We start from the raw sequence: 21,210 nt of genomic DNA, 5'->3' as shown, positions 1-21,210 counted from the left end.
CGTCGGCGCAGCCGAATGTAGTGCCTTGAATGAAGGAGGGGGGATGAAAGCCTTGATGATTACCCGCGATGCCGGCCTGCACGATGAAATCGCGGCGCAAGGCGCGGCCCGCATGCCCGTGCTGCGGCTGCTGGACCGGCGCAGCGGCTTGCGCGACGCCGTCGAGCGCATGCTGCCCGAAGCGCCCGAGCTGGTGATCGTCGACGCCAGCGGCATCGATGCCGACGAAGCCGACCTGCTCGAGCGCCTGGCGCGCCAGTATCCGCTGGCCGTGCTGATGCTGCTCACGCGCGGCCAGCAGCAGGATGTGCTGATCCGCGCCATGCGCGCCGGCATGCGCGAAGTGCTGCAGCTGCCGCTGGTGCACAAGGCCTTCCACGAAGCGATGGACCGGGTCGATATCCAGGCCGGCGTGACGCAGATGCGCGACGGCAAAGTGCTCGCCTTCATCTCGTGCAAGGGCGGCAGCGGCGCCACCTTCCTGTCGACGAATTTTTCCTACGCGCTGGCCAGCCTGGCCGGCTGCAAGGTGCTGCTGATCGACCTGCACGGCCAGTTCGGCGACGCCACCCTGTATGTCTCGGATCAGAAGCCAGCCATGACCCTGTCCGACATCTGCGCGCAGATCGCGCGCATGGACGGCGCCTTCCTCGCTTCGTGCCTGGTGCACATCACGCCGAACTTCGGCGTGCTGGCGGCGGCCGACGACCCGGCGCACAAGGTCGACATGCAGCCCGAGCACATGGACCGCATCCTGGCCGTGGCGCGCCAGCACTACGATTACATCGTGCTCGACGTGGGACGCCAGATCGATGCGCTGTCGCTGCGCGCGCTCGACAACGCCGACGCCATCTATCCGGTGCTGCAGCTGGCCTTGCCCGACATCCGCGACGGGCGCCGCCTGCTCGATATCTTCCGTTCGCTCGGCTATCCGGGCGAGCGCTTGCGCCTGATCGTCAACCGCTATGAAAAGGGCGGGCGCCTGCGCCTGGCGGACCTGGAGCAGGCGCTGGGCGCGGAAGTGGTGCACACGGTGCCCAACGATTACATCGCCGCCACCGATTCCGTCAACCAGGGCATTCCGCTGCTGCAGCTGTCGCGCACCAGCGCCGTGGCGCGCAGCCTGGCCGAACTGGTGGAACTGGTGACGGCGCGCCGCGTGACGGAAAGCCGCGGCCTGTTCGACCGCCTGTTCAGCCGCAGCGAGGCTTAGGACGGGGATGGATGTCAAGGCTCCCGCCGGGAGCCATCATGGGAGCCGAGATGACTTTACGCGAACGCCTGGCGGCGAATGAAACGGTGCGCCCCGCCACGAATGGACAAGGGGCGCTGGCGCTGCACGCCTACCAGGAACTGAAAAAGACCATGCACCAGACGATACTCGACCGTATCGACCTGGAGCGCCTGAAACGCCTGACGGCCGAACAGTTCAAGCACGAGCTGGCGCTGCTGGTGCAGCGCGTGATCGAGGAAGAGCGCATCGTCCTGAACCAGCACGAGCGGCATAGCCTGGTGCTCGACATCCAGCACGAGATGCTGGGCTTCGGCCCGCTGGAACCGTTGCTGGCCGATGCCAGCGTGTCCGATATCCTCGTCAATACCTGCGACAAGGTGTATGTGGAGCGGGGCGGGCGGCTGCAGTTGACGGACGTGACCTTCCACGACAATGCGCACCTGATGAAGATCATCGAAAAGATCGTCTCGCGCGTGGGACGGCGGGTCGACGAATCGAGCCCGATGGTCGACGCGCGCCTGCCGGACGGCTCGCGTGTGAACGCCATCATTCCGCCGCTGGCCGTCGATGGCCCGATCCTGTCTATCCGGCGCTTTGCCGTGCAGCCTTTGAGCATCGCCAATCTGCTCGACTATAAAAGCCTGACGCCGCCCATGGTGCAGGTGCTGCAGGCGCTGGGGCAGGCCAAGGTCAACATCCTGATCTCGGGCGGCACGGGCAGCGGCAAGACGACCCTGCTCAACGTGCTGTCCGGCTTCATTCCTGGCAGCGAGCGCATCGTCACCATCGAGGATGCGGCCGAACTGGCGCTGCGCCAGCCGCACGTGGTGCGCCTGGAAACGCGCCCGCCGAATATCGAGGGCAAGGGAGAAGTGAGCCAGCGCGCGCTGGTGCGCAACGCGCTGCGCATGCGGCCCGACCGCATCATCCTGGGCGAGGTGCGCGGCGCCGAGGCGCTCGACATGCTGCAGGCGATGAACACGGGGCATGAGGGTTCGCTGGCGACCATCCACTCGAACACGGCGCGCGACGCGCTGGCGCGGCTGGAAAACATGGTCGGCATGGCCAGCGTGAACCTGACGCCGCGCGCCACGCGCCAGCAGATCTGTTCGGCCGTGACGGTGGTGATGCAAGTGTCGCGCCTGACGGACGGCGCGCGCAAGCTGGTCAGCCTGCAGGAAGTGACGGGCATGGAGGGCGACATCATCGCCATGCATGAAATCTTCCGCTTCGAGCAGACGGGCGTCGATGCCGCAGGCAAGGTGCTGGGCCACTTTTGCGCCACCGGCGTGCGGCCCCGTTTCACGGAACGCTTGCGCATGTTCGGCGCGCCGGTGCCCGATACGGTGTTTGATCCCGACCGCATCTACGAATAAAGGAAGCATCATGGACCTGGTGTTCTACGGCTTTGCCGTGCTGCTGTTCGCCGCCTGCATCCTGATGGTGGAAGGCGCCTGGCTGTGGTGGGCGGGCACGCACGGCAGCGCGGCGCGGCGCATCAACCGGCGCTTGCGGCTGATGGCGGCGCGCGGCGAGGCCGGCGGCGAGCGGGTTTCCATCCTCAAGCAGCGCCGCTATGCGCGCTCGCCTGGCCTGGAGCGCTGGCTGCGGCGCCTGCCGCAGGCGGCAAAGCTCGACCACCTGCTGCTGCAATCGGGCTTGTCCTGGTCGGTGGCGCAGTTCCTGGGCGGCGCGGGCGGCTTGCTGCTGCTGGCGCTGCTGTGGCTGGCCATCTGGCCCATGCCGCTGCCGGGCGCCTTGCTGCTGCTGGGCGTGGCGGGCGGCGGGCCGTGCATGGTCGTGCTGCGCGCGCGCGCGGCGCGGCTGAAAAAGATCGAGGCGCAATTGCCGGAAGCGGCCGATTTCCTGGCCCGCGCGCTGCGCGCCGGGCACTCGTTTTCGAACGTGCTGCAGATGGTGGGCGATGAGCTCAATGAGCCGATCAGCGGCGAATTCAAGATGGCGCACGAAGAGATCAATTACGGCGTGCCGATGAACGAGGCGCTGCAAAACCTGGCCGCGCGCATTCCGCTGACGGATTTGCGCTACCTCGTCATTGCCGTGCTGGTGCAGCGCGAATCGGGCGGTAATCTGGCCGAAGTGCTGGTCAGCATCGCGCGCATCATCCGCGCCCGTCTGAAGCTGCTGGGGCAGGTGCGCGTGCTGTCGGCCGAGGGGCGCATGTCGGCCTGGGTGCTGGGGCTGATGCCGGTGGTGATGATCGGCGTAATGGCGCTGGTCAACCCGCAATACATCAGCCTGCTGTGGACGGATCCCAGCGGCATCAAGCTGCTGTGGTATGCGGCCGGCATGGTGGCGCTGGGTGTCGTCTGGATGCGCAACGTCATCCGCATCCGCATCTAAGAGATCGCCTGAAAAAAAGTCCATGGCGTTGTTGCGTCGCCTTGTCGTACTGTCGTACTGCCTTCGGCGACACGCCTAGCCCTGAACGTTTTGTCAGTCGATCAATCGGAGGAAATGCCATGACTGGCCCGCAACTGCTGTTCCTGTTGATCGTCTTCGCCGTGGTGGTGGCGCTGGCCCTGCTGGCGTGGCTGATCTTCTTTCCCGGCGCCTTGCGCCAGCGCCTGTTCGGTGCCATGGCGCCGGCCGCCAGCGAGGCGGTGGCCGACACGGGCTGGGTGGAGCGCGTGGCGCGCGTGGCGCAGCCGTTCAGCAAGCTGTCGCTGCCGGAAGAGGGCTGGGAGCGCTCGCCGCTGCGCACGCGCTTCATGAACGCGGGCTGGCGCCAGGCCAGCGCGCCGGGCCTGTACTTCGCCGCGAAGACCGTGCTGGCCCTGCTGTTCCCCACCGTGCTGGGGCTGTATGCGGCCAGCGCCATGGCGGCGCAGCTGCGCAGCGTGCTGCTGTTGCTGCTGTGCGTCAGCGCCACCGTCGGCTATTACCTGCCGAACCTGGTGCTGGCCAGCACGGCCAAGCGGCGCCAGCGCGACATCTTCGAAAACATCCCCGACGCGCTCGACTTGCTGACCGTGTGCGTGGAAGCGGGCCTGAGCCTGGAGCGCGCGCTGGTGAAGGTGTCGGGCGAAATCCACATCAAAAGCGTGGTGCTGGCGCAGGAATTGCAACTGGTGCTGATGGAAATGCGCGCCGGCTTTTCCAAGGAAAAGGCGCTGCGCAACCTGGCCTTGCGCAGCGGCGTGGAAGATGTCGACACCCTCGTCGCCATGCTGATCCAGTCGGAACGCTTCGGCACCAGCATGGGCGATTCGCTGCGCGTGCACTCGGAAAACCTGCGCGGCAAGCGCAGCCTGCTGGCCGAGGAGGCTGCCGCGAAGATCGCCTTGAAACTGCTGTTCCCGCTGATCTTTTGCGTCTTTCCCACCCTCATGCTGGTGCTCATGGGGCCGGCCGTGATCGAAGTCTATCGCGTGCTCGTGCCGGCCATGGCCAACCGCTGAAAGGAGCTACCATGCGCTTGACGATTTCCCGCCTGGCCACCGCCTGCGCCTGCCTGGGCTTGGCCGCCTGTACCACGCCGCCGGCCCACGCGCCGCTGCCGCAGTGGCCGGACGCCGATGCCGCCTATGCGGCGGGGCGCCAGCATTTCGAGCGGGGGGACTTGCCGGCCGCGCAAGCGGCCTATGCGCAAGCCTTGCGCGCCGCGCCGCGCCATGTGAATGCGCGCAACGGCCTGGCCGTGCTGTACGCGCAGCGGGGCGAGCACGACGCGGCGATCGCCCAATGGCTGGCCCTGACGCAGGAAGCCGGTGCGCCGCAGCCGCAACAGGCGTATCTGTTCAGCAATCTCGGTCGCGCCTACTATTTGCGCGGGCGCGATGCGCAAGCGTTGACTGCGCTGGAACAGGCGTGTCTGCTCGATCCGCTCAATGCGCTGGCCTGGCAGCACCTGGCGCAAGTGCTCGAACGGCTGGGACAGCACGCGCGCGCGGCCGTCATGCGGCGCCAGGCGCAGAGCCTGCAGGAACATGATTTACGGAGCGACATGGCCGTCTTGCGCAACGCGGCGCCGCCGCCGGGCGCGCCCGCGGCCGCGGCCGCGCCGCTGCCGGATGCGCCCGCCATGGCGCGCATCGAGATCACGCAAGGCGACGGCATGGCCCGCTTGCAGCGCGTGCCGGCCGCCGTGCGCAGCGTGCCCGCTGTCACGGCCGGGCGGTCCATGCCGGCTCCTGTCTCGCCCCGCCCGCGCCTGGAAATTGTGAATGGCAACGGCGTGCCTGGCCTGGCCGCCGCCCTGGCGCGCAGCTTGGCCGGCGCTCCCGTGCAAGTGGTGCGCCTGGCCAATGAAACCGGCTTCCAGGTGGCGCGCACGCGCGTCGAGTACCGGCCCGCGCAGGAGCAGGCGGCGCGCCAGCTGGCGCGCCAGTTGGGAACGCAGGTGCAAACCCAAGTAGAAACCCAGGCCGGCGACTGCCCCGCCAGCGAGCTGCGCCTGGTACTGGGGCGCGATTTGAGCGATCCGGCCATGCTGCACCGTTACTATGTGCAGCAATTGCAGCTGGCGCGCCAGGCGCTGGCACGGCTCGGTTAAAACGTCTTGAGCGGCATAGAAAAACGCGGCGCCTTGGCGGGCGCCGCGTGTTTTTCATGCTGCGGATGATTACGGCTGGCGGCGCCGCGTAAAAGCCAGGGCCGCCAATCCCATGCCCAGCAGGAACAGCGTGCCCGGCTCCGGTACCGCAAGCGGCGGATCGATGACGACGATATCGGTGCGCGTGGACTTGGAAAAATTCAGGGTGTAACTGCCGGCCGGCAGGGCGAAATTCGAGGTCAGGGAAAACATCGCGAAGCCATTCGTGAAGGCGCGCCCCGTGGCGGGGTCGTTGGTGCCGGCCGTCATGTTCAGGCTGAACGGGTCGAGGCTGCCGGCGCCATGGTTGCCATTGATGTCGCTGCCATTGTTGGCATCGCCATCGGGCGCGAACTGGAAGATCACGCCATCGGCGTTCGCGTGCGACAGGCAGCCGGCGGGGCTGGAACTGTTGCACGAGATATTGAAGATATCCATGATCGACACGTTCGACTTGTCGCCCATGGTCGTCACGCTGGTGCGCAGGTCGCGCCGTCCCATGAAGCTGAAGGTGATGAAGCCGGCGCTCGACAGGGTCAGGTTGACGGAGCCGGTCAGCGTGTCGCCGGCCGTGGCCGTGGCGGCGCCGATCGTGTTGCGCTGTGCTTCCGCCACGGCGCTCACGCTGGCGCCGCCATTGAGCATGTTGCCGAAGGCATGCGCATCGCCGCGGGCAAATTCCAGGGTGGAACTGGGGCTGGGCGCGTAGTGGTTTTGCGGCAAGCCGCTGCAGCCGCCGCCCGAGCACACTTGCAGCACGTCGGCGTTGGCGGCCGGGCCCGTATTGACGGCGCGCGGATTGACGGCTACGCCGCCTTCGAAAAAAGCGCTGTCGCTGGCATTGCGGTTGGCGCCGGCCAGCGACAGCGCACCGGCGCTGGTGGTGATGCGGAAATTGTTCAACTCATTGACGGCCAGGCCGTACGCGCCGGCCTGTGCCTGGCCGCTGGCCAGCAGGCTCGCCGCCGCCAGTGCGCCCAGCCAGCCCAGGGTCTTGCTTCGTGTGTGATCAACGTTCATCGCAGCCTCTTGTCGTGGTCAGTCTCGGAAAATCCGGGGGACAAAGAATCCAGAATGACTTGCCTGGATTCATCTCGTAGACAGGGATAAGCAGCTTGCGTGCCACACAAAAATATCACAAGAAATCAAGTGCTTGCGCAAAGCGGACTGAGCTGGATGAAGTGAAGTGTAAGAAAGGCCGACGCCGCTTGGCGGGCGCCGTCGGCCCGCCTCAGGTGCCCCGGTGATAGCCCAGGTGGCCGCCCGAATTGCGTGCGCAACCGCAACCGATGCGCGCCACTTCCTCGCCTTCCGTCAATTTCCAGTTGGTAATCGTCGTGTGGTTCCAGTCGATGTCGCTTTTCTTGACAGGTTTGACCGTCAAGATGCGTGCTTCCGCATCCGTGTACTCCATCAGCTCTTCGTCGTCGGCGATGTCGAAATGGCGGTGGATCAGGGAAATGCCGAAGCGGTCGAGCGCGCCGTAGCGTTGCAGCACGTCGCGCAGCTCGCGAAAGCAGGCGAGATCGTCGGGCAGCAGCGGATTGACGGCGGAAATATCGGCGACGGGTTGCCATTGCATGGCGTGGATGTTCAGGCTGTGCATGATAGGCTCCTGTGCCCCATGATGATAGGCCCAGGCTGCCGGAGGGGCGCCGGCACGCCTGGCGAAATGCCCATCGTGGACGCAAAGCCGCTGCGGCGCTTGCGCCGTATCAAAGGTGCGGCACATCGCCTCTCGTCCGATCATTGCCCGGTAAAATAGGCCATGGCAAACAAAACCCCCACCTTCCCCGGCGCGCGCACGGGCCGCGGCCAGGTCCTGGCCGTGCTGCTGTCGAACCGCGACCAGTCCGGCGCCGAACCGCTGCAAGGCCGCGTCTCGCTGGCCGCCATCGTCAAGGCATTGAAACGCAAATACCACTGGCCGATCGAAACGCACAGTTTTCCCGCCAACACGCAGGATGGCCGCGCCAGCTGGGCGACCGTCTACAGCTTGCCGGACAAGGTCATCGAGACCGCGCTGGAGGCCGGCGGCCGGGAGTGGCTGGAGAGCCGGGGAGCGGCCGGACGGCGCTGAGCGCGCCGCTCGCTTTACTCGATCCTTTTACTCGATCCCTTTATTCGAGCCGGAAGCCGACCTTCAGCGTGACCTGGAAGTGCGCCACCTTGCCATCGACGATATGGCCGCGCGAATCGGTCACTTCATACCAGTCCATGTGCTTGACCGTCAGCGCCGCCTTGGCAATGGCATCGCGTATCGCCTGATCGCTGCTCTCGGTCGACGTGCCGACCAGTTCGATCAGCTTGTAAGTGTGTGCGGACATGATATTTCCCCAGGTAGGCAAGCCAGACATCGGGAGCCTGCTTTGCGCAAGCACGTGCTCATCTTGCGCCTAAATGTGCGGGACGTCATGGCGCGGTGCAGCAATGCATCAGCCTGGATGACGATGCGTGTCCGTGTTCCGGATGGCTTCCGCAGGCGTGGGAAAAGAAAAAAGGGCTACCAGCCGAAGCGGGTAACCCTTTGATTTACTGCTGAATTCTGGTGCCGACTGCCGGTTTCGAACTGGCCACCTGATGATTACAAATCAACTGCTCTACCAAATGAGCTAAGTCGGCAAAAACTGCGCGTTGCGAATTATACGCTATTTAATGCGTGTCAGGGTCGGACGGCCGCCTTTTTTTGGTGGCTCGTCGTCGCCGGGCGTGGCGCTGTCGCGTTGTTCGGGGGAGCCGGTCGGCACGGACGACAGGGTGGGACCGCTGGCGGCGGGGGCGAGCACGGGCGGCGGGACGTCGGCGGAGGCGGGGCTGTCCGTCGGTTGCGCATCCGGATCATCGTTGCCCAGCACGGGCTCGAAGGCCATGCCCTGGCCGTTTTCGTTGGCGTAGATGGCCATCACGTTGTCGACCGGCACGTAGATTTCGCGCGAGACGCCGCCAAAGCGGGCGTGGAAGCGGATGGCGTCGTTGTCCATCTTCAGGCCGCTGGTGGCGCCGAAGCTGATGTTGAGCACGATTTCGCCCTTTTTCACGTATTCCATCGGTACCGTGGTGCGCGAATCGACTTTGACCGCGAGATAAGGCGTGTAGCCGCTGTCGGTGCACCACTCGTAGATGGCGCGCAGCATATAAGGTTTGGTTGAGATTTCAGACATGGTAGGCACGGTGAGGCGGGAGCGCCCCCGTCAGCATGAGGCGGGCGCACCGGTAGTTCAAAAGACTGGGACAGCGCAAAAAGCAACTTTAACATATGCCCCAAGATATCCCGGCAGGCGCGGCCTGCCGGGATTATCTTTAGCGGCGCATGACTTTTTCGGAAGGGGTCAATGCCTCGATGTACGCAGGACGCGAGAAGATGCGTTCGGCGTATTTCATCAGCGGTGCGGCCGTCTTCGACAGTTCGATGCCGTAGTGGTCCAGGCGCCACAGCAGCGGCGCGACAGCCACGTCGAGCATCGAGAATTCGTCGCCCAGCATGTACTTGTTTTTCAGGAACAGCGGCGCCAGGGTCGTCAGGCGGTCGCGGATTTCCGCGCGTGCCTTGTCGTGGGCCTTGTCGTTGCTCTTGGCGCGTTCGCTTTCCAGCACGTGCACGTGCACGAACAGTTCTTTTTCGAAATTGAACAGCATCAGGCGCGCGCGGGCGCGCATCAGCGGATCGGCCGGCATCAGTTGCGGATGCGGGAAGCGCTCATCGATGTACTCGTTGATGATGTTCGATTCATACAGGATCAGTTCGCGTTCGACCAGGATAGGCACCTGGCCATACGGATTCATGGTCGAAATGTCTTCCGGTTTGTTGAACAGGTCGACGTCGCGCACTTCGAAGTCCATGCCTTTTTCAAACAGGACCAGGCGGCAGCGTTGCGAAAATGGGCAGGTTGTACCCGAATAGAGAACCATCATTTTTTATAGTTCCTTAGAAACAAAGGGGGTGAAGCCGCGAACGGCTCACCCCAGGTCGCTTGTCCACTCATGCGGACAACGCAGAAACAGGCATAAACCGGCCTATGGCCGGCGCCTCACTTATTTGACTTCCTTCCAGAACGACGCGTTAAGGCGCCATGCCAGCAGAGCAAAGACCGACAGGAACAGCAGCACCCACACGCCCAGGCGCTTGCGTGTTTGCTGTGCCGGTTCGGCCATCCACTCCATGTAGCCGACCAGGTCGGCTACCGCATTGTCATACTCGATCTTGTTCAACGTACCTGGCTTGACCTGCTCGAAGCCGGCAAATTTGTGGATCTTCTTGCCAGCTTCGTGCGGATCATTCTCTTCCACGAACTTGGCAGACTGGACACCTTGCAATTCCCATAATACATGCGGCATGGCAACATTCGGCACGACCATGTTGTTCCAGCCGGTCGGACGAGTGTCGTCTTTATAGAACGTACGCAGGTAAGTATACAGGTAGTCGCCGCCTGTGCCAGCGGAAGATGATTTCGCGCGCGAAATTACCGACAAATCCGGCGGTACGACGCCAAAGAAGGCCTTGGCGTCCTGCGGTGCCAGGCTCGTCGTCATCAAGTCGCCGACTTTATCGCCGGAGAACAACAGATTCTGCTTGATCTGGTCTTCCGTCAAGCCCAGGTCGCGCAGGCGGTTGTAGCGCATCGATACGGCGGCGTGGCAATTCAGGCAATAATTGACGAACAATTTGGCGCCATGCTGCAGCGCTGCCATGTTGGTCTGGCGGTCAGGAGCCTTGTCCAGCGGAAAGCCGCCTTCGCTGGCGAGAGCCATGGCGGGCACGAGGGCCAGGATGGCGAGCAGTTTTTTTGCAATCTTCATATGATGTATGTCCTTTGAGCGTGGCGTGAGAGCGGCTTAGTGCGGGTGAAACGTCACACGCGACGGCACGGTCTTGAACTTGCCCATTGCACTCCACCATGGCATCAACAGGAAGAAGCTGAAGTAAATCAGGGTGCACACTTGCGACACGATGGTCTTCGTATCCGTTGGCGCCTGGGTCCCGAGGTAGCCGAGGATCAGGAACGACAGGCCGAAGATGGCGTACACATATTTGTGCCAGTTCGGACGGTAGCGGATCGATTTCACCGGGGAATGGTCGAGCCATGGCAGGAAGGCCAGGATCACGACGGAACCGCCGAAGAACACCACGCCCCAGAATTTCGCGTCCAGCACCTGCGGCAGCATGCCGATGATGGCGACGATGGCGATGCCGGCGATGGCAGACTTGACCGTCGTCGACAGGCGCGACTTGAGCCAGATGAACACCACGTAGGCAGCCACGACACCCATCAGCACGTACATGAAGTCGGCCGTGGTGGCGCGCAGCACCGAGTAGAACGGCGTGAAGTACCAGGTTGGCGCGATGTGCAGCGGGGTCTTCAGCGAATCGCCTGGCAGGAAATTGTTGTATTCCAGGAAATAACCGCCCATTTCCGGCGCAAAGAAGACGACGGCGCTGAAAATGACGAGGAAGATCGAGACGCCGAACAAATCGTGCACGGTGTAGTACGGGTGCGAAGGAATCGAATCGACCGGGTGGCCGTCGGCGCCCAGGTTTTCCTTCACTTCGATGCCGTCCGGATTGCTCGAACCGACTTCATGCAGGGCGATCAAGTGCGCTGCAACCAGGCCCAGCAGTACCAGCGGGATGGCGATCACGTGGAAGGCGAAGAAGCGGTTCAGGGTCGCGTCGGAAACGACGTAGTCGCCGCGGATCCACAGCGACAGGTCAGGGCCGATCAGCGGGATGGCGCCAAACAGGTTGACGATTACTTGTGCGCCCCAGTACGACATCTGGCCCCATGGCAACAGGTAGCCGAAGAACGCTTCGGCCATCAGGCACAGGAAGATGGCGAAACCGAACAGCCAGATCAGTTCACGTGGCTTGCGGTACGAGCCGTACAGCAGGCCGCGCGTCATGTGCAGGTAGACGATGATGAAGAAGGCCGAGGCGCCCGTCGAGTGCATGTAGCGCACCAGCCAGCCCCACGGTACTTCGCGCATGATGTACTCGACGGAATTGAAGGCCAGGGCCGCATCCGGTTTGTAGTGCATGGTCAGGAAGATGCCGGTGACGATCTGCAGTACCAGCACCAGCATGGCCAGCGAACCGAAGATGTACCAGAAGTTGAAGTTTTTCGGGGCGTAGTACTTGCCCCATTGGTCGTTCCACAGCTTGGTCAGGGGAAAGCGGTCATCGACCCAGCCCAGCGCTTTTTCGGCGACGGGAGCGTCTGCCGGGAATTTCGTTTCTTTGAAAGCAGCCATGATCAAGCCTCGCCTTTCTCGTCTTTACCTATCAGCAATTTGGTGTCGCTCAGGTACATATGGCGCGGCACTTGCAGGTTGTCCGGCGCCGGCTTGTTCTTGAACACGCGGCCAGCCATGTCGAAGGTGGAGCCGTGGCAAGGGCACAGGAAGCCGCCTTCCCAGTCATCGGGCAGCGACGGTTGCGGGCCGGGGGTAAATTTCGAGGAAGGGGAGCAGCCCAGGTGGGTGCAGATGCCGACGGCGACGAGAATTTCAGGCTTGATGGAACGCGCCTCGTTCATGCAGTATTCGGGCGTGAATTCGGCGGGATTGCGTTGGGAATTGGCATCGGCGACCTTGCCATCGGTTTGCTTGAGCGACGCGATCATTTCCGGCGTGCGCTTCAGGATCCAGACCGGCTTGCCGCGCCATTCGACGGTGCGCATTTCGCCGGGTTGCAAGGTGGTGATGTCTACTTCGACCGGCGCGCCAGCCGCTTTCGCGCGCTCCGACGGCTGGAAGGTGCTTACCAAGGCTCCCGCGGTTGCCAATCCAACTACACTGCCCGCCGCGCACGTGGCGACGAGCAAGCCGCGACGGCCTGAATCGACCTGCTTTTCGTTACTCATGCAAACCCCAATCAGTCAAAATGCGAATCTTTATTATGAGTGGCAGCCGCGAAAAACCCGTCGCCGAAGCTCTTTCCCACTGATTGCCGCAACCCGCATCTTTGTACGGTAAAGTGGCAACATCCCTGCGGAACTTCGGACTATGGCGCAGCCCATGCCAGTTTCTTGTTGATTATCCGGAAGCGAAAAAGCCGCTTCTGGCAACCGCAAATTATAAGTGAAGCAAACAACGAATAAAACAAAAACGTTGCTTGTACCATAATTTATATACTTTTGCAGGAGGTGGCTAGTTCTTTCGAACTAGATGCGCCCGGCTGTGCCGGAATTGGTCTCGCCGGCAACCACAAGTTGGTGTGCCCGGGAATCAATAGTATGATCGGCATGTTTTTTATACATATCCGAAGGAGAAATTTCATGGCAATGATGCAAGAATTTAAAGAATTTGCAATGAAGGGTAACGTCGTCGATCTGGCGGTCGGTGTCATTATCGGTGGTGCCTTCGGCAAGATTGTCGATTCCCTGGTGCAAGACGTGATCATGCCGCCCATCGGCCGCATTTTCGGCGGCCTCGATTTCGCCAATTACTACCTGCCCCTGAATGGCCAGGCGACGACCCTGACCCTGGTGGAAGCGAAAAAGGCGGGCGCCGTGCTGGCCTACGGCAATTTCCTCACCATTTTGCTCAATTTCGTCATTCTGGCTTTCATCATCTTCCAGATGGTGCGCCTGATGAACAAGGCCCGCCGCAGCGAACCGGTCGCGCCGGCGCCGGCACCGGCCACGCCGGAAGACATCGTGCTGCTGCGTGAAATCCGCGACTCCCTGCAGCAGAACGGACAGAATAGCAACGATCTGGCAAAATAAGTCGTTCCGGCACCGGCCGGCTGACCTGGGTGGAGTGTTATGCGACGATTCTGGTTATTGTTTGCGCAAACCGTGACGATCGCGTTGGCGCTGTACTTTGTGTACGGCGCGCTGCGCCCGGCCAGCCGGGTACAGCAACTGGGCTCTCCGACTAAACCGGTGCCCGTGGTGGAAACGGCGTCCAGCAGCCTGGCGCCCGGTTCCTACCGCGACGCGGCGGCGCGCGCCATGCCCGCCGTCGTCAACATCCTCACCCTGCAAGTACCCAAGCGCGGCGCCCATCCGCTGGCGCGCGATCCCTTCTTCAAGCGTTTCTTCGGCGACCGCGACCCGGACGGCGAGGATGACGACGACTTGAAAAACAGCCTCGGTTCGGGCGTCATCGTCAGCCATGAAGGCTATGTGCTGACCAACAACCACGTGGTCGAAGGCGCTGACGAAATCGAAGTCGTGCTCACGGATGGCCGCAAGGCGCCTGCCAAGGTGGTGGGCCTGGACCCGGAAACGGATCTGGCCGTGATCAAGATCAACCTCGACAAGCTGCCCGTCATCGTGCTGGGCCAGTCGGAACTGGCGCGCGTGGGCGACGTGGTGCTGGCCATCGGCAACCCCTTCGGCGTGGGCCAGACGGTGACCATGGGCATCATCTCCGCCCTGGGGCGCAACAACCTGCACATCAACAGCTTTGAAAATTTCATCCAGACGGATGCGGCGATTAACTTCGGCAATTCGGGCGGCGCCCTGGTCGATACGCGCGGCAACTTGATCGGCATCAATACGGCGATTTACTCGCAAAGCGGCGGCTCCGTCGGCATCGGCTTCGCCATTCCCGTCTCGACGGCGAAAACCGTGATGGAAGCCATCATCAAGGATGGCCACGTGGTGCGCGGCTGGATCGGCGTGGAAACGCAGGACATCACGCCCGAGCTGGCGCAAAGCTTCAACTTGCAGCGCAGCAGCGGCGCCATCATCGCCGGCGTGGTGCGCAACGGCCCGGCCGACAAGGCGGGCATCGTGCCCGGCGACATCCTGCTGACGGTGGAAGGCAAGCCCGTGGGCGACACGACGGAAATGCTGAACCTGATCGCCCAACTGCCGCCCGGCGGAAAAGCTAAAATGACGGTGCTGCGCAAGAATCGCGAAGCGGCGCTCGACGTGATGGTGGGCAAGCGCCCCATCCCGAAAGAGCTTTCCAAATAGTTGCTGATCGGAATTTGACACATGCATGTGCGTGATTTGACCCAATTTTTACGTGAACTGAGCGACAACAACAACCGTCCCTGGTTTGTCATGAACAAGCCCCGCTACGACATCCTGCGCGAGGAATTTCTCGCACTGGTGACGTCACTCATTGCTGAGCTGGGCAAGTTCGACCCGGCCGTGAAGTACTGCAATCCGAAGAAGGCCTTGTTCCGCATCAACCGCGACGTGCGTTTCGCCCACGATAAAAGCCCGTATAAGACGCGCTTTTCGGCCGCCATCGCGCCGAACGACATGCGCCGTCCCAGCAAGGCGGGCGGTCCCACGTATTACCTGCAGATCGATGGCCAGGGCAACTTGCTGTTCGGCGCCGGCGAATACATGCCGCCGCCAGGCCGCCTGAAGGCGCTGCGCGAACACATGGTCAACGACGCGCCAGGGTTTTCCAAAGTGTTGAAAAATAAGCGTTTGAAAGCCCGTTTCGGCACCATCCAGAACGAGGGCAAGCTGCAGCGCCCGCCCAAGGGCTTCGAGGCGGACGCCGAACATATCGAATTCATCAAGCTGAAGAGCTTTTTTGTCTGGACCGAAATACCGCTGCCCGTGAACGACCCCGAGAAACTGCTGCCGACCCTGGCGGAAGGCTTGAAGGATGCGTGGCCGCTGGTCGAGTGGATGCGCGGCGCGAAAGAGCCGGAGGAAGTCACCGAGTAATTGCGGAAGGAGCACATGATGGCACTGGAACACGCAAGTTCAGGACAGGTGATCGAGGTGCTGCGCAGGGACGGCGACGACCTGTCGCAGTTTTCCGCCATCGCGCTGGCCAAGACGGATGAGCTGGAACTGATCCGCATGTGCATGCCCAAGGGCAAGACCATGCCCGAGCATCATGTGCTCGGCGAAATCACCTTGCTGTGCCTGCAAGGGCAGGTGGCGGTGACGGCGCATGGCGGCGTGCATCTACTGGGGCCGGGGCAGATGCTGTACCTGCTCGGCGGCCAGGCGCACGCTTTGGAAGCGCGCGAAGACAGCCTGTTATTACTGACCATACTCATGCACAAGGCGGGACGCTAGGTTTTTTCTGGCGCTCAAGCCGCTTCGGCGCGCGGATCGCGCGACAGCAGCTGCTGCACCATCACGTGCGGCAAATCGCCGTCGAACAGCACGCCGGCCACCGCGTTGGTGATCGGCATCTCGACGCCCATGCGGCGCGCCAGTTCGCGCACGGCCTTGGCGCACGGCACGCCTTCGGCCACATGACCCAGCTCGGCCACGATGGTGTCCAGCGCCTTGCCTTGCGCCAGGCCAAGGCCGACGCGGCGGTTGCGCGACAGGTCGCCCGTGCACGTCAGAATCAGGTCGCCCATGCCCGTCAAGCCCATGAACGTTTCCGTCTGGCCACCGAGGGCCGTGCCCAGGCGCGTGATTTCCGCCAGGCCACGCGTGATCAGCGCGGCGCGCGCATTCAAGCCCAGGCCCAGGCCGTCGGCCACGCCCGTGGCGATCGCCAGCACGTTCTTGACGGCGCCGCCCACTTCCACGCCCACCAGGTCGTCGCTCGCATACACGCGGATGGTGCCGCCATGCAAGGCCGAGACGACGGCGCCGCGCAAGGCCGCGCTGTGCGAGGCGATGGTCAGCGCGCACGGCAAGCCGCGCGCCACTTCCTGCGCGAACGAGGGGCCGGACAGGGCGCCGCCGGGGATATTGTCGCCCAGCACTTCCTGCACGATCTGGTGCGGCAACAAGCCCGTGCCGCCTTCAAAGCCTTTGCACAGCCACACCAGGTTGCCGATGGCCTTGTCTTTCAATTGCTGCAGCATGGGCCGCAAGCCGGCCACGGGGCAGGCGGCGATCAAAATGCCGTGTTCGCCACCGGCATGCGCGACGGCGGCGTCGAAATCGGCGCTGATGCGCAGTTGCGGCGGCAAGGGGAAGCCGGGCAGATAGCTGTTTTCGCCGCTGGCGGCCATGGCGGCCATGGCGTCGCCGTTGCGGCCCCACAGCAGCACGTCGTGGCGGCCGGCCAGGGCCATGGCCACGGCCGTGCCCCAGGCGCCGGCGCCGAGGATGGTGATCTTGCGGGGGAGCGCCGTGGCGGCGGGAGATGTATCGGGAGAAACTTGCATGCGACCTCAGTCTGGCAGGGGGAGGGGCGCGGCGCGGCTGGCCGCTGCCCGGATGAATCTGGCGGTGCTTACAGGCCCCACACTTCGCTGGTCTTGACGTAGCCGCTCTGGCCATCCTTGTGGCGGACCTTGACCCAGTTGGAGCTCGGCTGCTCGCTCATTTCCAGCAGCACGCCCTTGTCGACGAGGATGATGGGGGAGGCGGTGTCGTCGGGGCTGGCGCGAACCTTGAGGTTCGCGGCGCGCGCCACGACGTTGCGCTTGGCGGACAGGCCCTTGGCTTCCGTCCAGGCCATTTCGCCGCTGGCGTCGCGTACCTTGACCCATTCGCCGTAGCTGAGCACGATTTCCAGCGGCATGCCGCGTGGCGCCACGTACAGCTTGCCGCCCTTGGCGGATGGCGCGTCGTACAGGATCACGGGAGCCGCGCCCACCGTTTTGAAATCGACGGCGTGGCTGGCGGCGGTCGCCAGCAGCAGCACGGCGCCGGCCATCCAGCGGAACTTGCTCAAGAGCGCACTTTTCAACATGATATTTTTGAACCTTAACGAAACACGGCGGCCAGGCCGCCGTGTCAGGCCAGCCTTGACGGCTGGCGGGGTCTTGCCTGAAGCTTAGTGCGTCGTCGCGTCGGCTGCCGGGGCAGCTGCTGCGGCGTCAGCAATAGCTTGCAGACGTTGTTGGTAGAACACTTCGAAGTTGATCTCGGCCAGGTGCACTGGCGGGAAGCCGGCACGGGTGATCACGTCGGCGATGTTGGCGCGCAGGTAAGGGTAGATGATGTTCGGGCAGCCGATTCCCAGCAGTGGATCGAGTTGATCAGCAGGAATGTTGCGTGCTTCGAAGATACCGGCTTGCTTGCCTTCAACCAGGAAAGCGACTTTTTCGCCGACTTTGGCGGTGACGGTGATGGTCACGGTGGCTTCGAAGATGCCGTCGGCCAGAGGCGCAGCGCCCACATCCAGTGCCACTTCGATGGCTGGTGCTTCTTGTTCCAGGAAAATAGCTGGGGAATTTGGTTGTTCCAGCGACATGTCTTTCAGGTAGACGCGTTGGATTTGGAAGACTGGTTGCAGATTTTCGTCAGACATGGAACGCTTTCGTTGTAAAGGACAAGAACGGCACACCGTTCAAATATGGTGCTTGCGGTATTCAAACCGCGCCGGATAGGCGCGGCCAGATCAGGTGCGAGGGCAATTGTATCAAAACAATACGACAAAAAACCAAGCAATTTCTCGAACCCGCTTTATATCAGGCTGCCGTGCCATTTAACAAGGGGTCCAGCTTGCCAGCTTGATCGAGCGCATACAAATCGTCGAATCCGCCCACGTGGGTATCGCCCACATAGATCTGCGGCACCGTGCGGCGGCCCGTGCGTTCCATCATCTTGATGCGCTCTTCCGGGTCGAGGTCGACGCGGATCTTTTGCACGGCGACGCCCTTGGCTTCCAACAGGCGCTCGGCGCGCACGCAATACGGGCACACGGCGGTGCTATAGACAATTACTGGTACGGTCATGATGATTCCTTCAGTTAAGGCCGGCTTATTTCGCCAGCGACAAGGTTTTCAATGGCAAACCTTGCTTTTTCCATTCGTCGAGGCCGCCTTCCAGGCTTGTTGCCTCAGCGAAACCGGCTTTGCCCAGCAGGCCGACGGCGGTTGCCGAACGCGAACCTTTCTGGCAAACCACTACAATGGGGCGCGTTTTGAATTTTTCCAGCTCGCCCACGCGTTTTGCCAGTTCCGGCAGCGGAATATTTTTTGCGTCAGGCAAGTGGCCCGTGGCGAATTCTTCCGCGTTGCGCACGTCGACGATGACAGTCTTGCCACGGTTGATCAGTTGCGTGACTTCCAGCACGGTCGCGCGCTTGCCGCGCATCGACAGCAGTGGCCAGAGGAGGGCGCCGCCGGAAATAATGACGATGGCAAACAGAAAAATGTGGTCGATAATGAATTTCACGTAGGGTCCAATGGTTTAAGTCAATCCGCGCATTATAAAATAGAAGCTGGACGAGGTCTTTTTACGTTTTGCTTTTTTGATTTGAACCCCTTGAGAAGATAGAACTATGTACAAAATCGTTTTCATGCGTCACGGCGAGTCCACCTGGAACCTCGATAACCGCTTCACCGGCTGGACCGACGTCGATCTGACGGAAAAGGGCGTCAACGAAGCCAAGGCCGCCGGCCAGATCCTCAAGCAGGAAGGTTTTACGTTCGACGTGGCCTACACTTCCGTCCTGAAGCGCGCCATCCGCACCCTGTGGCTGGCGCTCGACGAGATGGACATGATGTATTTGCCGATCAAGAACGACTGGCGCTTGAACGAGCGCCACTACGGCGCCCTGCAAGGCCTGGACAAGGGCGAGACAGCCGCTAAGTATGGCGACGAGCAAGTATTGGTATGGCGCCGTAGCTACGATACCCCGCCGCCTCCGCTGGAAGCGAACGATGACCGCGCCTCGTTCAACGATCCGCGCTACGCCGGCTTGCCGCAAGCATCGATTCCCCTGACCGAATGCCTGAAAGACACCGTGGCGCGCGTGATGCCGGCCTGGGACGAGGAAATCGCCCCGGCCATCCGCGCCGGCAAGAAAATCATCATTTCGGCCCACGGCAACAGCTTGCGCGCGCTGATCAAGATGCTCGACGGCATCAGCGACAGCGATATCGTCGGCCTGAACATCCCGAACGGCCAGCCGCTCGTGTATGAACTGGACGCCGACCTGAAACCGATCCGTCATTACTACCTGGGCGACCCGGCAGCGATTGCGGCAGCGCAAGCTGCCGTGGCGAACCAAGGGAAGGCCAAGTAACTTGTCGTCTTTCTTCCGCGGCACAGCCATCGCCCCCTCTGCTGAACGACCCCTGCCGGCGTGGCGCGCCGGTGCCATGCTGTGCCTGGCGCTGCTGCTTTCCAGCGGTGCCGCGCAGGGCGCCAAGCCCACCGAACGCAGCAAGCAGAAGGCGGCCGCGGAAGCACAACGTGCTGGATTGCAACAAAAGCTGACGGCGCTCAAGCGCGACATCAGCCGCACGGAAAGCGCCAAGGATGACGCGGCCGATACCCTGGCCGAGTCGGAAGAGGCGATTTCCAACGCCAACCGCGCCTTGCGCGACCTGGCGCAGGAGCAAAGCGAGACGGGCGTGAAACTCAATGCGCTGGGACAAGAGCACCAGCAATTGACGGCCACCGTCGAGAAACAGAAGACGCAGCTGTCAAAGTTGCTGCGTGAACAATATGTTGCCGGCAACGAAGACCGCATCAAGCTGCTCTTGTCGGGTGATAACCCGAACCGCATCAACCGCGACTTGCAATTGATGGCGTATGTGTCGCAGGCGCAGGCGCGCCTGCTGGAAGCCTTGCGCGCCAACTTGCTGGCCGTGGAGAAAAACCAGGCGGAGGTGCAGAACGCCAAGGATGAGCTGGAAGAAATCGCGCAGGAAGAGCGCGACCAGAAGGCCTTGCTGGTGCAGGAAAAGGCGCGCCGCGCCGCCTTGCTGACGAGCTTGTCGCAGCGCCTGGTGGCGCAGCGCAAGGAAGTGGGCAATGTCGAGCGCGACGAACAGCGCATGGGCAACCTGGTCGACAAGCTGGCAAAACTGATCGAAGAGCAGGCCGCCGCCGCCGCGGCCGAAAAGAAACGCCAGCAATTGCTGGCCGAGCAACGCGCCGCCGCGAAAGCGGCCGCCGACGCCAAGATCGCGGCGGAAAAACGCGAACGCCTGCTGGCCGCGCGCGCCAAGGCCGCCCAGGCGCAGGCCGAGCGCGAACGTCTTGCGAAAGAACAACAAAACAAATCGGGCAAGATCAAGCCGCAAACGCCGCCACCGCCGCCCGTGAAACTGGAACCGATCGACGACGACGAGCCGCCGCAAGTGGCCAAGGTGACGCCGAAACCGGAACCCAAGCCGGAACCTGAGCCGGACCGCCCGAGCCTGGGCCCGGCCGCGCCGGTCGGCGCCTTTGCCAGCATGAAAGGGCAGCTGCGCGCCCCCGTGGCGGGCAAGATCGCCGCCCGCTTCGGCAGCAAGCGCGGTGACGGCCCCAGCTGGAAGGGCGTGTTCATCCGCACGGGCGAAGGCAGCGAAATCCACGCCATCGCCGGCGGCCGGGTCGTGTTTTCCGACTGGCTGCGCGGTTTCGGCAATCTGATCATCGTCGACCACGGCGGCCAGTACATGAGTATTTATGGCAATAACCAGTCGCTGCTGAAACGCGTGGGCGATGCCGTCAAGGGCGGCGAGGCCATTGCCAGCGCGGGCAACAGCGGCGGCAACGAGGAATCAGGGCTATACTTTGAATTGCGTCATCAGGGCCGCGCCTTCGACCCCGCCACCTGGGTGAAGTTTTAATTCAGTTCCCACCATTGC

The 21,210-nt window shown here is 62.8% G+C and carries 25 protein-coding genes and 1 tRNA gene; 12 read left to right on the top strand and 14 right to left on the bottom strand.

Translation table 11 applies throughout. The features are described from left to right. The first annotated feature begins 43 nt into the window (after positions 1-43). The 5 genes from O0879_RS21000 to O0879_RS20980 all read left to right on the top strand — a co-directional run bounded on the left by O0879_RS21000 (position 44) and on the right by O0879_RS20980 (position 5,750). Positions 44-1,213, top strand: coding sequence for an AAA family ATPase (locus O0879_RS21000; protein WP_099665822.1), 1,170 nt, complete (start codon positions 44-46; stop codon positions 1,211-1,213). Positions 1,214-1,263: 50 nt separating this feature from the next. Continuing rightward, positions 1,264-2,610: a CpaF family protein gene (locus O0879_RS20995; RefSeq protein ID WP_099668285.1), complete on the top strand. Its 1,347-nt coding sequence runs from the start codon at positions 1,264-1,266 to the stop codon at positions 2,608-2,610. Positions 2,611-2,620: 10 nt separating this feature from the next. Beyond that, positions 2,621-3,598: a type II secretion system F family protein gene (locus O0879_RS20990; RefSeq protein WP_099665821.1), complete on the top strand. Its 978-nt coding sequence runs from the start codon at positions 2,621-2,623 to the stop codon at positions 3,596-3,598. A gap of 119 nt (positions 3,599-3,717) precedes the next feature. Beyond that, a complete protein-coding gene (locus tag O0879_RS20985; RefSeq protein ID WP_099665820.1) occupies positions 3,718-4,656 on the top strand; it encodes a type II secretion system F family protein in 939 nt (312 codons plus the stop codon). An 11-nt stretch (positions 4,657-4,667) separates the two neighbouring features. Then, on the top strand, positions 4,668-5,750 hold the full coding sequence (locus O0879_RS20980; protein ID WP_289918540.1) for a LytR C-terminal domain-containing protein: 1,083 nt from the start codon (positions 4,668-4,670) through the stop codon (positions 5,748-5,750). A 69-nt stretch (positions 5,751-5,819) separates the two neighbouring features. Here the strand turns inward: O0879_RS20980 and O0879_RS20975 are convergent, their stop codons facing one another. Then, a complete protein-coding gene (locus O0879_RS20975) occupies positions 5,820-6,809 on the bottom strand; it encodes a PEP-CTERM sorting domain-containing protein (protein ID WP_289912456.1) in 990 nt (329 codons plus the stop codon). 211 nt (positions 6,810-7,020) lie between these two features. Next, positions 7,021-7,395 (bottom strand): hypothetical protein, encoded by a 375-nt coding sequence (locus O0879_RS20970; RefSeq protein WP_099665817.1) that lies wholly within the window; start codon positions 7,393-7,395, stop codon positions 7,021-7,023. Between the two features lie 162 nt (positions 7,396-7,557). On the opposite strand from O0879_RS20970, the gene O0879_RS20965 reads away from it, so the two are divergent. Continuing rightward, positions 7,558-7,869 carry a hypothetical protein gene (locus O0879_RS20965; protein WP_077398664.1) on the top strand — a complete coding sequence of 104 codons (312 nt, stop codon included), beginning with the start codon at positions 7,558-7,560 and terminating at the stop codon, positions 7,867-7,869. 40 nt (positions 7,870-7,909) lie between these two features. Here the strand turns inward: O0879_RS20965 and O0879_RS20960 are convergent, their stop codons facing one another. The 7 genes from O0879_RS20960 to petA form a co-directional block, all read right to left on the bottom strand. Continuing rightward, entirely contained in the window at positions 7,910-8,116 is a 207-nt protein-coding gene (locus tag O0879_RS20960) for a dodecin (protein WP_071325761.1), read from the bottom strand. Between the two features lie 219 nt (positions 8,117-8,335). Next, positions 8,336-8,411 (bottom strand) — tRNA-Thr (locus tag O0879_RS20955). A 26-nt stretch (positions 8,412-8,437) separates the two neighbouring features. Beyond that, positions 8,438-8,950: a ClpXP protease specificity-enhancing factor gene (locus O0879_RS20950; RefSeq protein WP_289918538.1), complete on the bottom strand. Its 513-nt coding sequence runs from the start codon at positions 8,948-8,950 to the stop codon at positions 8,438-8,440. A gap of 139 nt (positions 8,951-9,089) precedes the next feature. Next, the gene (locus O0879_RS20945; protein ID WP_010394154.1) at positions 9,090-9,701 is read right to left on the bottom strand and encodes a glutathione S-transferase N-terminal domain-containing protein; all 612 of its coding nucleotides are present in this window, start codon (positions 9,699-9,701) and stop codon (positions 9,090-9,092) included. A gap of 120 nt (positions 9,702-9,821) precedes the next feature. Next, the gene (locus tag O0879_RS20940) at positions 9,822-10,586 is read right to left on the bottom strand and encodes a cytochrome c1 (RefSeq protein WP_251349459.1); all 765 of its coding nucleotides are present in this window, start codon (positions 10,584-10,586) and stop codon (positions 9,822-9,824) included. A 36-nt stretch (positions 10,587-10,622) separates the two neighbouring features. Next, on the bottom strand, positions 10,623-12,035 hold the full coding sequence (locus tag O0879_RS20935; protein WP_099668284.1) for a cytochrome bc complex cytochrome b subunit: 1,413 nt from the start codon (positions 12,033-12,035) through the stop codon (positions 10,623-10,625). Between the two features lie 2 nt (positions 12,036-12,037). Beyond that, the gene (petA, locus tag O0879_RS20930) at positions 12,038-12,646 is read right to left on the bottom strand and encodes a ubiquinol-cytochrome c reductase iron-sulfur subunit (protein ID WP_034783594.1); all 609 of its coding nucleotides are present in this window, start codon (positions 12,644-12,646) and stop codon (positions 12,038-12,040) included. A gap of 414 nt (positions 12,647-13,060) precedes the next feature. Here petA and mscL point away from each other — a divergent pair, with 414 nt between their 5' ends. The 4 genes from mscL to O0879_RS20910 are packed head-to-tail and all read left to right on the top strand — an operon-like array spanning position 13,061 to position 15,784. Further along, positions 13,061-13,510, top strand: a complete 450-nt coding sequence (gene mscL, locus O0879_RS20925) for a large conductance mechanosensitive channel protein MscL (protein ID WP_289918534.1) — start codon at positions 13,061-13,063, stop codon at positions 13,508-13,510. A gap of 39 nt (positions 13,511-13,549) precedes the next feature. Continuing rightward, a complete protein-coding gene (locus O0879_RS20920; protein WP_289918532.1) occupies positions 13,550-14,710 on the top strand; it encodes a Do family serine endopeptidase in 1,161 nt (386 codons plus the stop codon). Positions 14,711-14,731: 21 nt separating this feature from the next. Next, positions 14,732-15,424 (top strand): DUF2461 domain-containing protein, encoded by a 693-nt coding sequence (locus tag O0879_RS20915; RefSeq protein WP_289918531.1) that lies wholly within the window; start codon positions 14,732-14,734, stop codon positions 15,422-15,424. Positions 15,425-15,439: 15 nt separating this feature from the next. Beyond that, positions 15,440-15,784 carry a cupin domain-containing protein gene (locus O0879_RS20910; RefSeq protein WP_289899575.1) on the top strand — a complete coding sequence of 115 codons (345 nt, stop codon included), beginning with the start codon at positions 15,440-15,442 and terminating at the stop codon, positions 15,782-15,784. Between the two features lie 14 nt (positions 15,785-15,798). On the opposite strand, the gene O0879_RS20905 is transcribed toward O0879_RS20910, so the two are convergent. The 5 genes from O0879_RS20905 to O0879_RS20885 all read right to left on the bottom strand — a co-directional run bounded on the left by O0879_RS20905 (position 15,799) and on the right by O0879_RS20885 (position 18,799). Beyond that, positions 15,799-16,839 carry an NAD(P)H-dependent glycerol-3-phosphate dehydrogenase gene (locus O0879_RS20905; RefSeq protein WP_289918530.1) on the bottom strand — a complete coding sequence of 347 codons (1,041 nt, stop codon included), beginning with the start codon at positions 16,837-16,839 and terminating at the stop codon, positions 15,799-15,801. A 68-nt stretch (positions 16,840-16,907) separates the two neighbouring features. After that, positions 16,908-17,369 carry an SH3 domain-containing protein gene (locus O0879_RS20900; RefSeq protein ID WP_099665810.1) on the bottom strand — a complete coding sequence of 154 codons (462 nt, stop codon included), beginning with the start codon at positions 17,367-17,369 and terminating at the stop codon, positions 16,908-16,910. Between the two features lie 84 nt (positions 17,370-17,453). Continuing rightward, on the bottom strand, positions 17,454-17,930 hold the full coding sequence (gene secB, locus O0879_RS20895; RefSeq protein WP_077398684.1) for a protein-export chaperone SecB: 477 nt from the start codon (positions 17,928-17,930) through the stop codon (positions 17,454-17,456). Between the two features lie 160 nt (positions 17,931-18,090). Further along, positions 18,091-18,357 (bottom strand): glutaredoxin 3, encoded by a 267-nt coding sequence (grxC, locus tag O0879_RS20890; protein WP_070220900.1) that lies wholly within the window; start codon positions 18,355-18,357, stop codon positions 18,091-18,093. Between the two features lie 25 nt (positions 18,358-18,382). Continuing rightward, positions 18,383-18,799, bottom strand: a complete 417-nt coding sequence (locus O0879_RS20885; protein ID WP_251349454.1) for a rhodanese-like domain-containing protein — start codon at positions 18,797-18,799, stop codon at positions 18,383-18,385. A gap of 106 nt (positions 18,800-18,905) precedes the next feature. Here O0879_RS20885 and gpmA point away from each other — a divergent pair, with 106 nt between their 5' ends. Together gpmA and O0879_RS20875 are read left to right on the top strand one after the other, a co-directional pair. Further along, positions 18,906-19,652 (top strand): 2,3-diphosphoglycerate-dependent phosphoglycerate mutase, encoded by a 747-nt coding sequence (gpmA, locus tag O0879_RS20880; RefSeq protein WP_176381555.1) that lies wholly within the window; start codon positions 18,906-18,908, stop codon positions 19,650-19,652. Positions 19,653-19,728: 76 nt separating this feature from the next. Further along, entirely contained in the window at positions 19,729-21,192 is a 1,464-nt protein-coding gene (locus O0879_RS20875) for a peptidoglycan DD-metalloendopeptidase family protein (protein WP_289918860.1), read from the top strand. Positions 21,193-21,210 lie beyond the last annotated feature (18 nt).

It is taken from the genome of Janthinobacterium sp. SUN120 (assembly GCF_030397735.1).
GTDB lineage: Bacteria > Pseudomonadota > Gammaproteobacteria > Burkholderiales > Burkholderiaceae_D > Janthinobacterium > Janthinobacterium kumbetense.
This window is presented reverse-complemented; position numbering and strand designations above follow the sequence as displayed.

Excerpts from the sequence above, each read along its gene's own strand:
- gpmA (WP_176381555.1), top strand. The coding sequence starts at position 18,906 with ATGTACAAAATCGTTTTCATGCGTCACGGCGAGTCCACCTGGAACCTC.
- O0879_RS20990 (WP_099665821.1), top strand. The coding sequence starts at position 2,621 with ATGGACCTGGTGTTCTACGGCTTTGCCGTGCTGCTGTTCGCCGCCTGC.
- O0879_RS20975 (WP_289912456.1), bottom strand. The coding sequence starts at position 6,809 with ATGAACGTTGATCACACACGAAGCAAGACCCTGGGCTGGCTGGGCGCA.
- O0879_RS20900 (WP_099665810.1), bottom strand. The coding sequence starts at position 17,369 with ATGTTGAAAAGTGCGCTCTTGAGCAAGTTCCGCTGGATGGCCGGCGCC.
- O0879_RS20970 (WP_099665817.1), bottom strand. The coding sequence starts at position 7,395 with ATGCACAGCCTGAACATCCACGCCATGCAATGGCAACCCGTCGCCGAT.
- O0879_RS20875 (WP_289918860.1), top strand. The coding sequence starts at position 19,729 with ATGCTGTGCCTGGCGCTGCTGCTTTCCAGCGGTGCCGCGCAGGGCGCC.
- grxC (WP_070220900.1), bottom strand. The coding sequence starts at position 18,357 with ATGACCGTACCAGTAATTGTCTATAGCACCGCCGTGTGCCCGTATTGC.
- O0879_RS20935 (WP_099668284.1), bottom strand. The coding sequence starts at position 12,035 with ATGGCTGCTTTCAAAGAAACGAAATTCCCGGCAGACGCTCCCGTCGCC.
- O0879_RS20905 (WP_289918530.1), bottom strand. The coding sequence starts at position 16,839 with ATGCAAGTTTCTCCCGATACATCTCCCGCCGCCACGGCGCTCCCCCGC.
- O0879_RS20920 (WP_289918532.1), top strand. The coding sequence starts at position 13,550 with ATGCGACGATTCTGGTTATTGTTTGCGCAAACCGTGACGATCGCGTTG.
- O0879_RS21000 (WP_099665822.1), top strand. The coding sequence starts at position 44 with ATGAAAGCCTTGATGATTACCCGCGATGCCGGCCTGCACGATGAAATC.
- O0879_RS20995 (WP_099668285.1), top strand. The coding sequence starts at position 1,264 with ATGACTTTACGCGAACGCCTGGCGGCGAATGAAACGGTGCGCCCCGCC.
- petA (WP_034783594.1), bottom strand. The coding sequence starts at position 12,646 with ATGAGTAACGAAAAGCAGGTCGATTCAGGCCGTCGCGGCTTGCTCGTC.
- O0879_RS20985 (WP_099665820.1), top strand. The coding sequence starts at position 3,718 with ATGACTGGCCCGCAACTGCTGTTCCTGTTGATCGTCTTCGCCGTGGTG.
- O0879_RS20915 (WP_289918531.1), top strand. The coding sequence starts at position 14,732 with ATGCATGTGCGTGATTTGACCCAATTTTTACGTGAACTGAGCGACAAC.
- O0879_RS20910 (WP_289899575.1), top strand. The coding sequence starts at position 15,440 with ATGATGGCACTGGAACACGCAAGTTCAGGACAGGTGATCGAGGTGCTG.
- O0879_RS20940 (WP_251349459.1), bottom strand. The coding sequence starts at position 10,586 with ATGAAGATTGCAAAAAAACTGCTCGCCATCCTGGCCCTCGTGCCCGCC.
- secB (WP_077398684.1), bottom strand. The coding sequence starts at position 17,930 with ATGTCTGACGAAAATCTGCAACCAGTCTTCCAAATCCAACGCGTCTAC.
- O0879_RS20980 (WP_289918540.1), top strand. The coding sequence starts at position 4,668 with ATGCGCTTGACGATTTCCCGCCTGGCCACCGCCTGCGCCTGCCTGGGC.
- O0879_RS20945 (WP_010394154.1), bottom strand. The coding sequence starts at position 9,701 with ATGATGGTTCTCTATTCGGGTACAACCTGCCCATTTTCGCAACGCTGC.
- mscL (WP_289918534.1), top strand. The coding sequence starts at position 13,061 with ATGGCAATGATGCAAGAATTTAAAGAATTTGCAATGAAGGGTAACGTC.
- O0879_RS20950 (WP_289918538.1), bottom strand. The coding sequence starts at position 8,950 with ATGTCTGAAATCTCAACCAAACCTTATATGCTGCGCGCCATCTACGAG.
- O0879_RS20965 (WP_077398664.1), top strand. The coding sequence starts at position 7,558 with ATGGCAAACAAAACCCCCACCTTCCCCGGCGCGCGCACGGGCCGCGGC.
- O0879_RS20960 (WP_071325761.1), bottom strand. The coding sequence starts at position 8,116 with ATGTCCGCACACACTTACAAGCTGATCGAACTGGTCGGCACGTCGACC.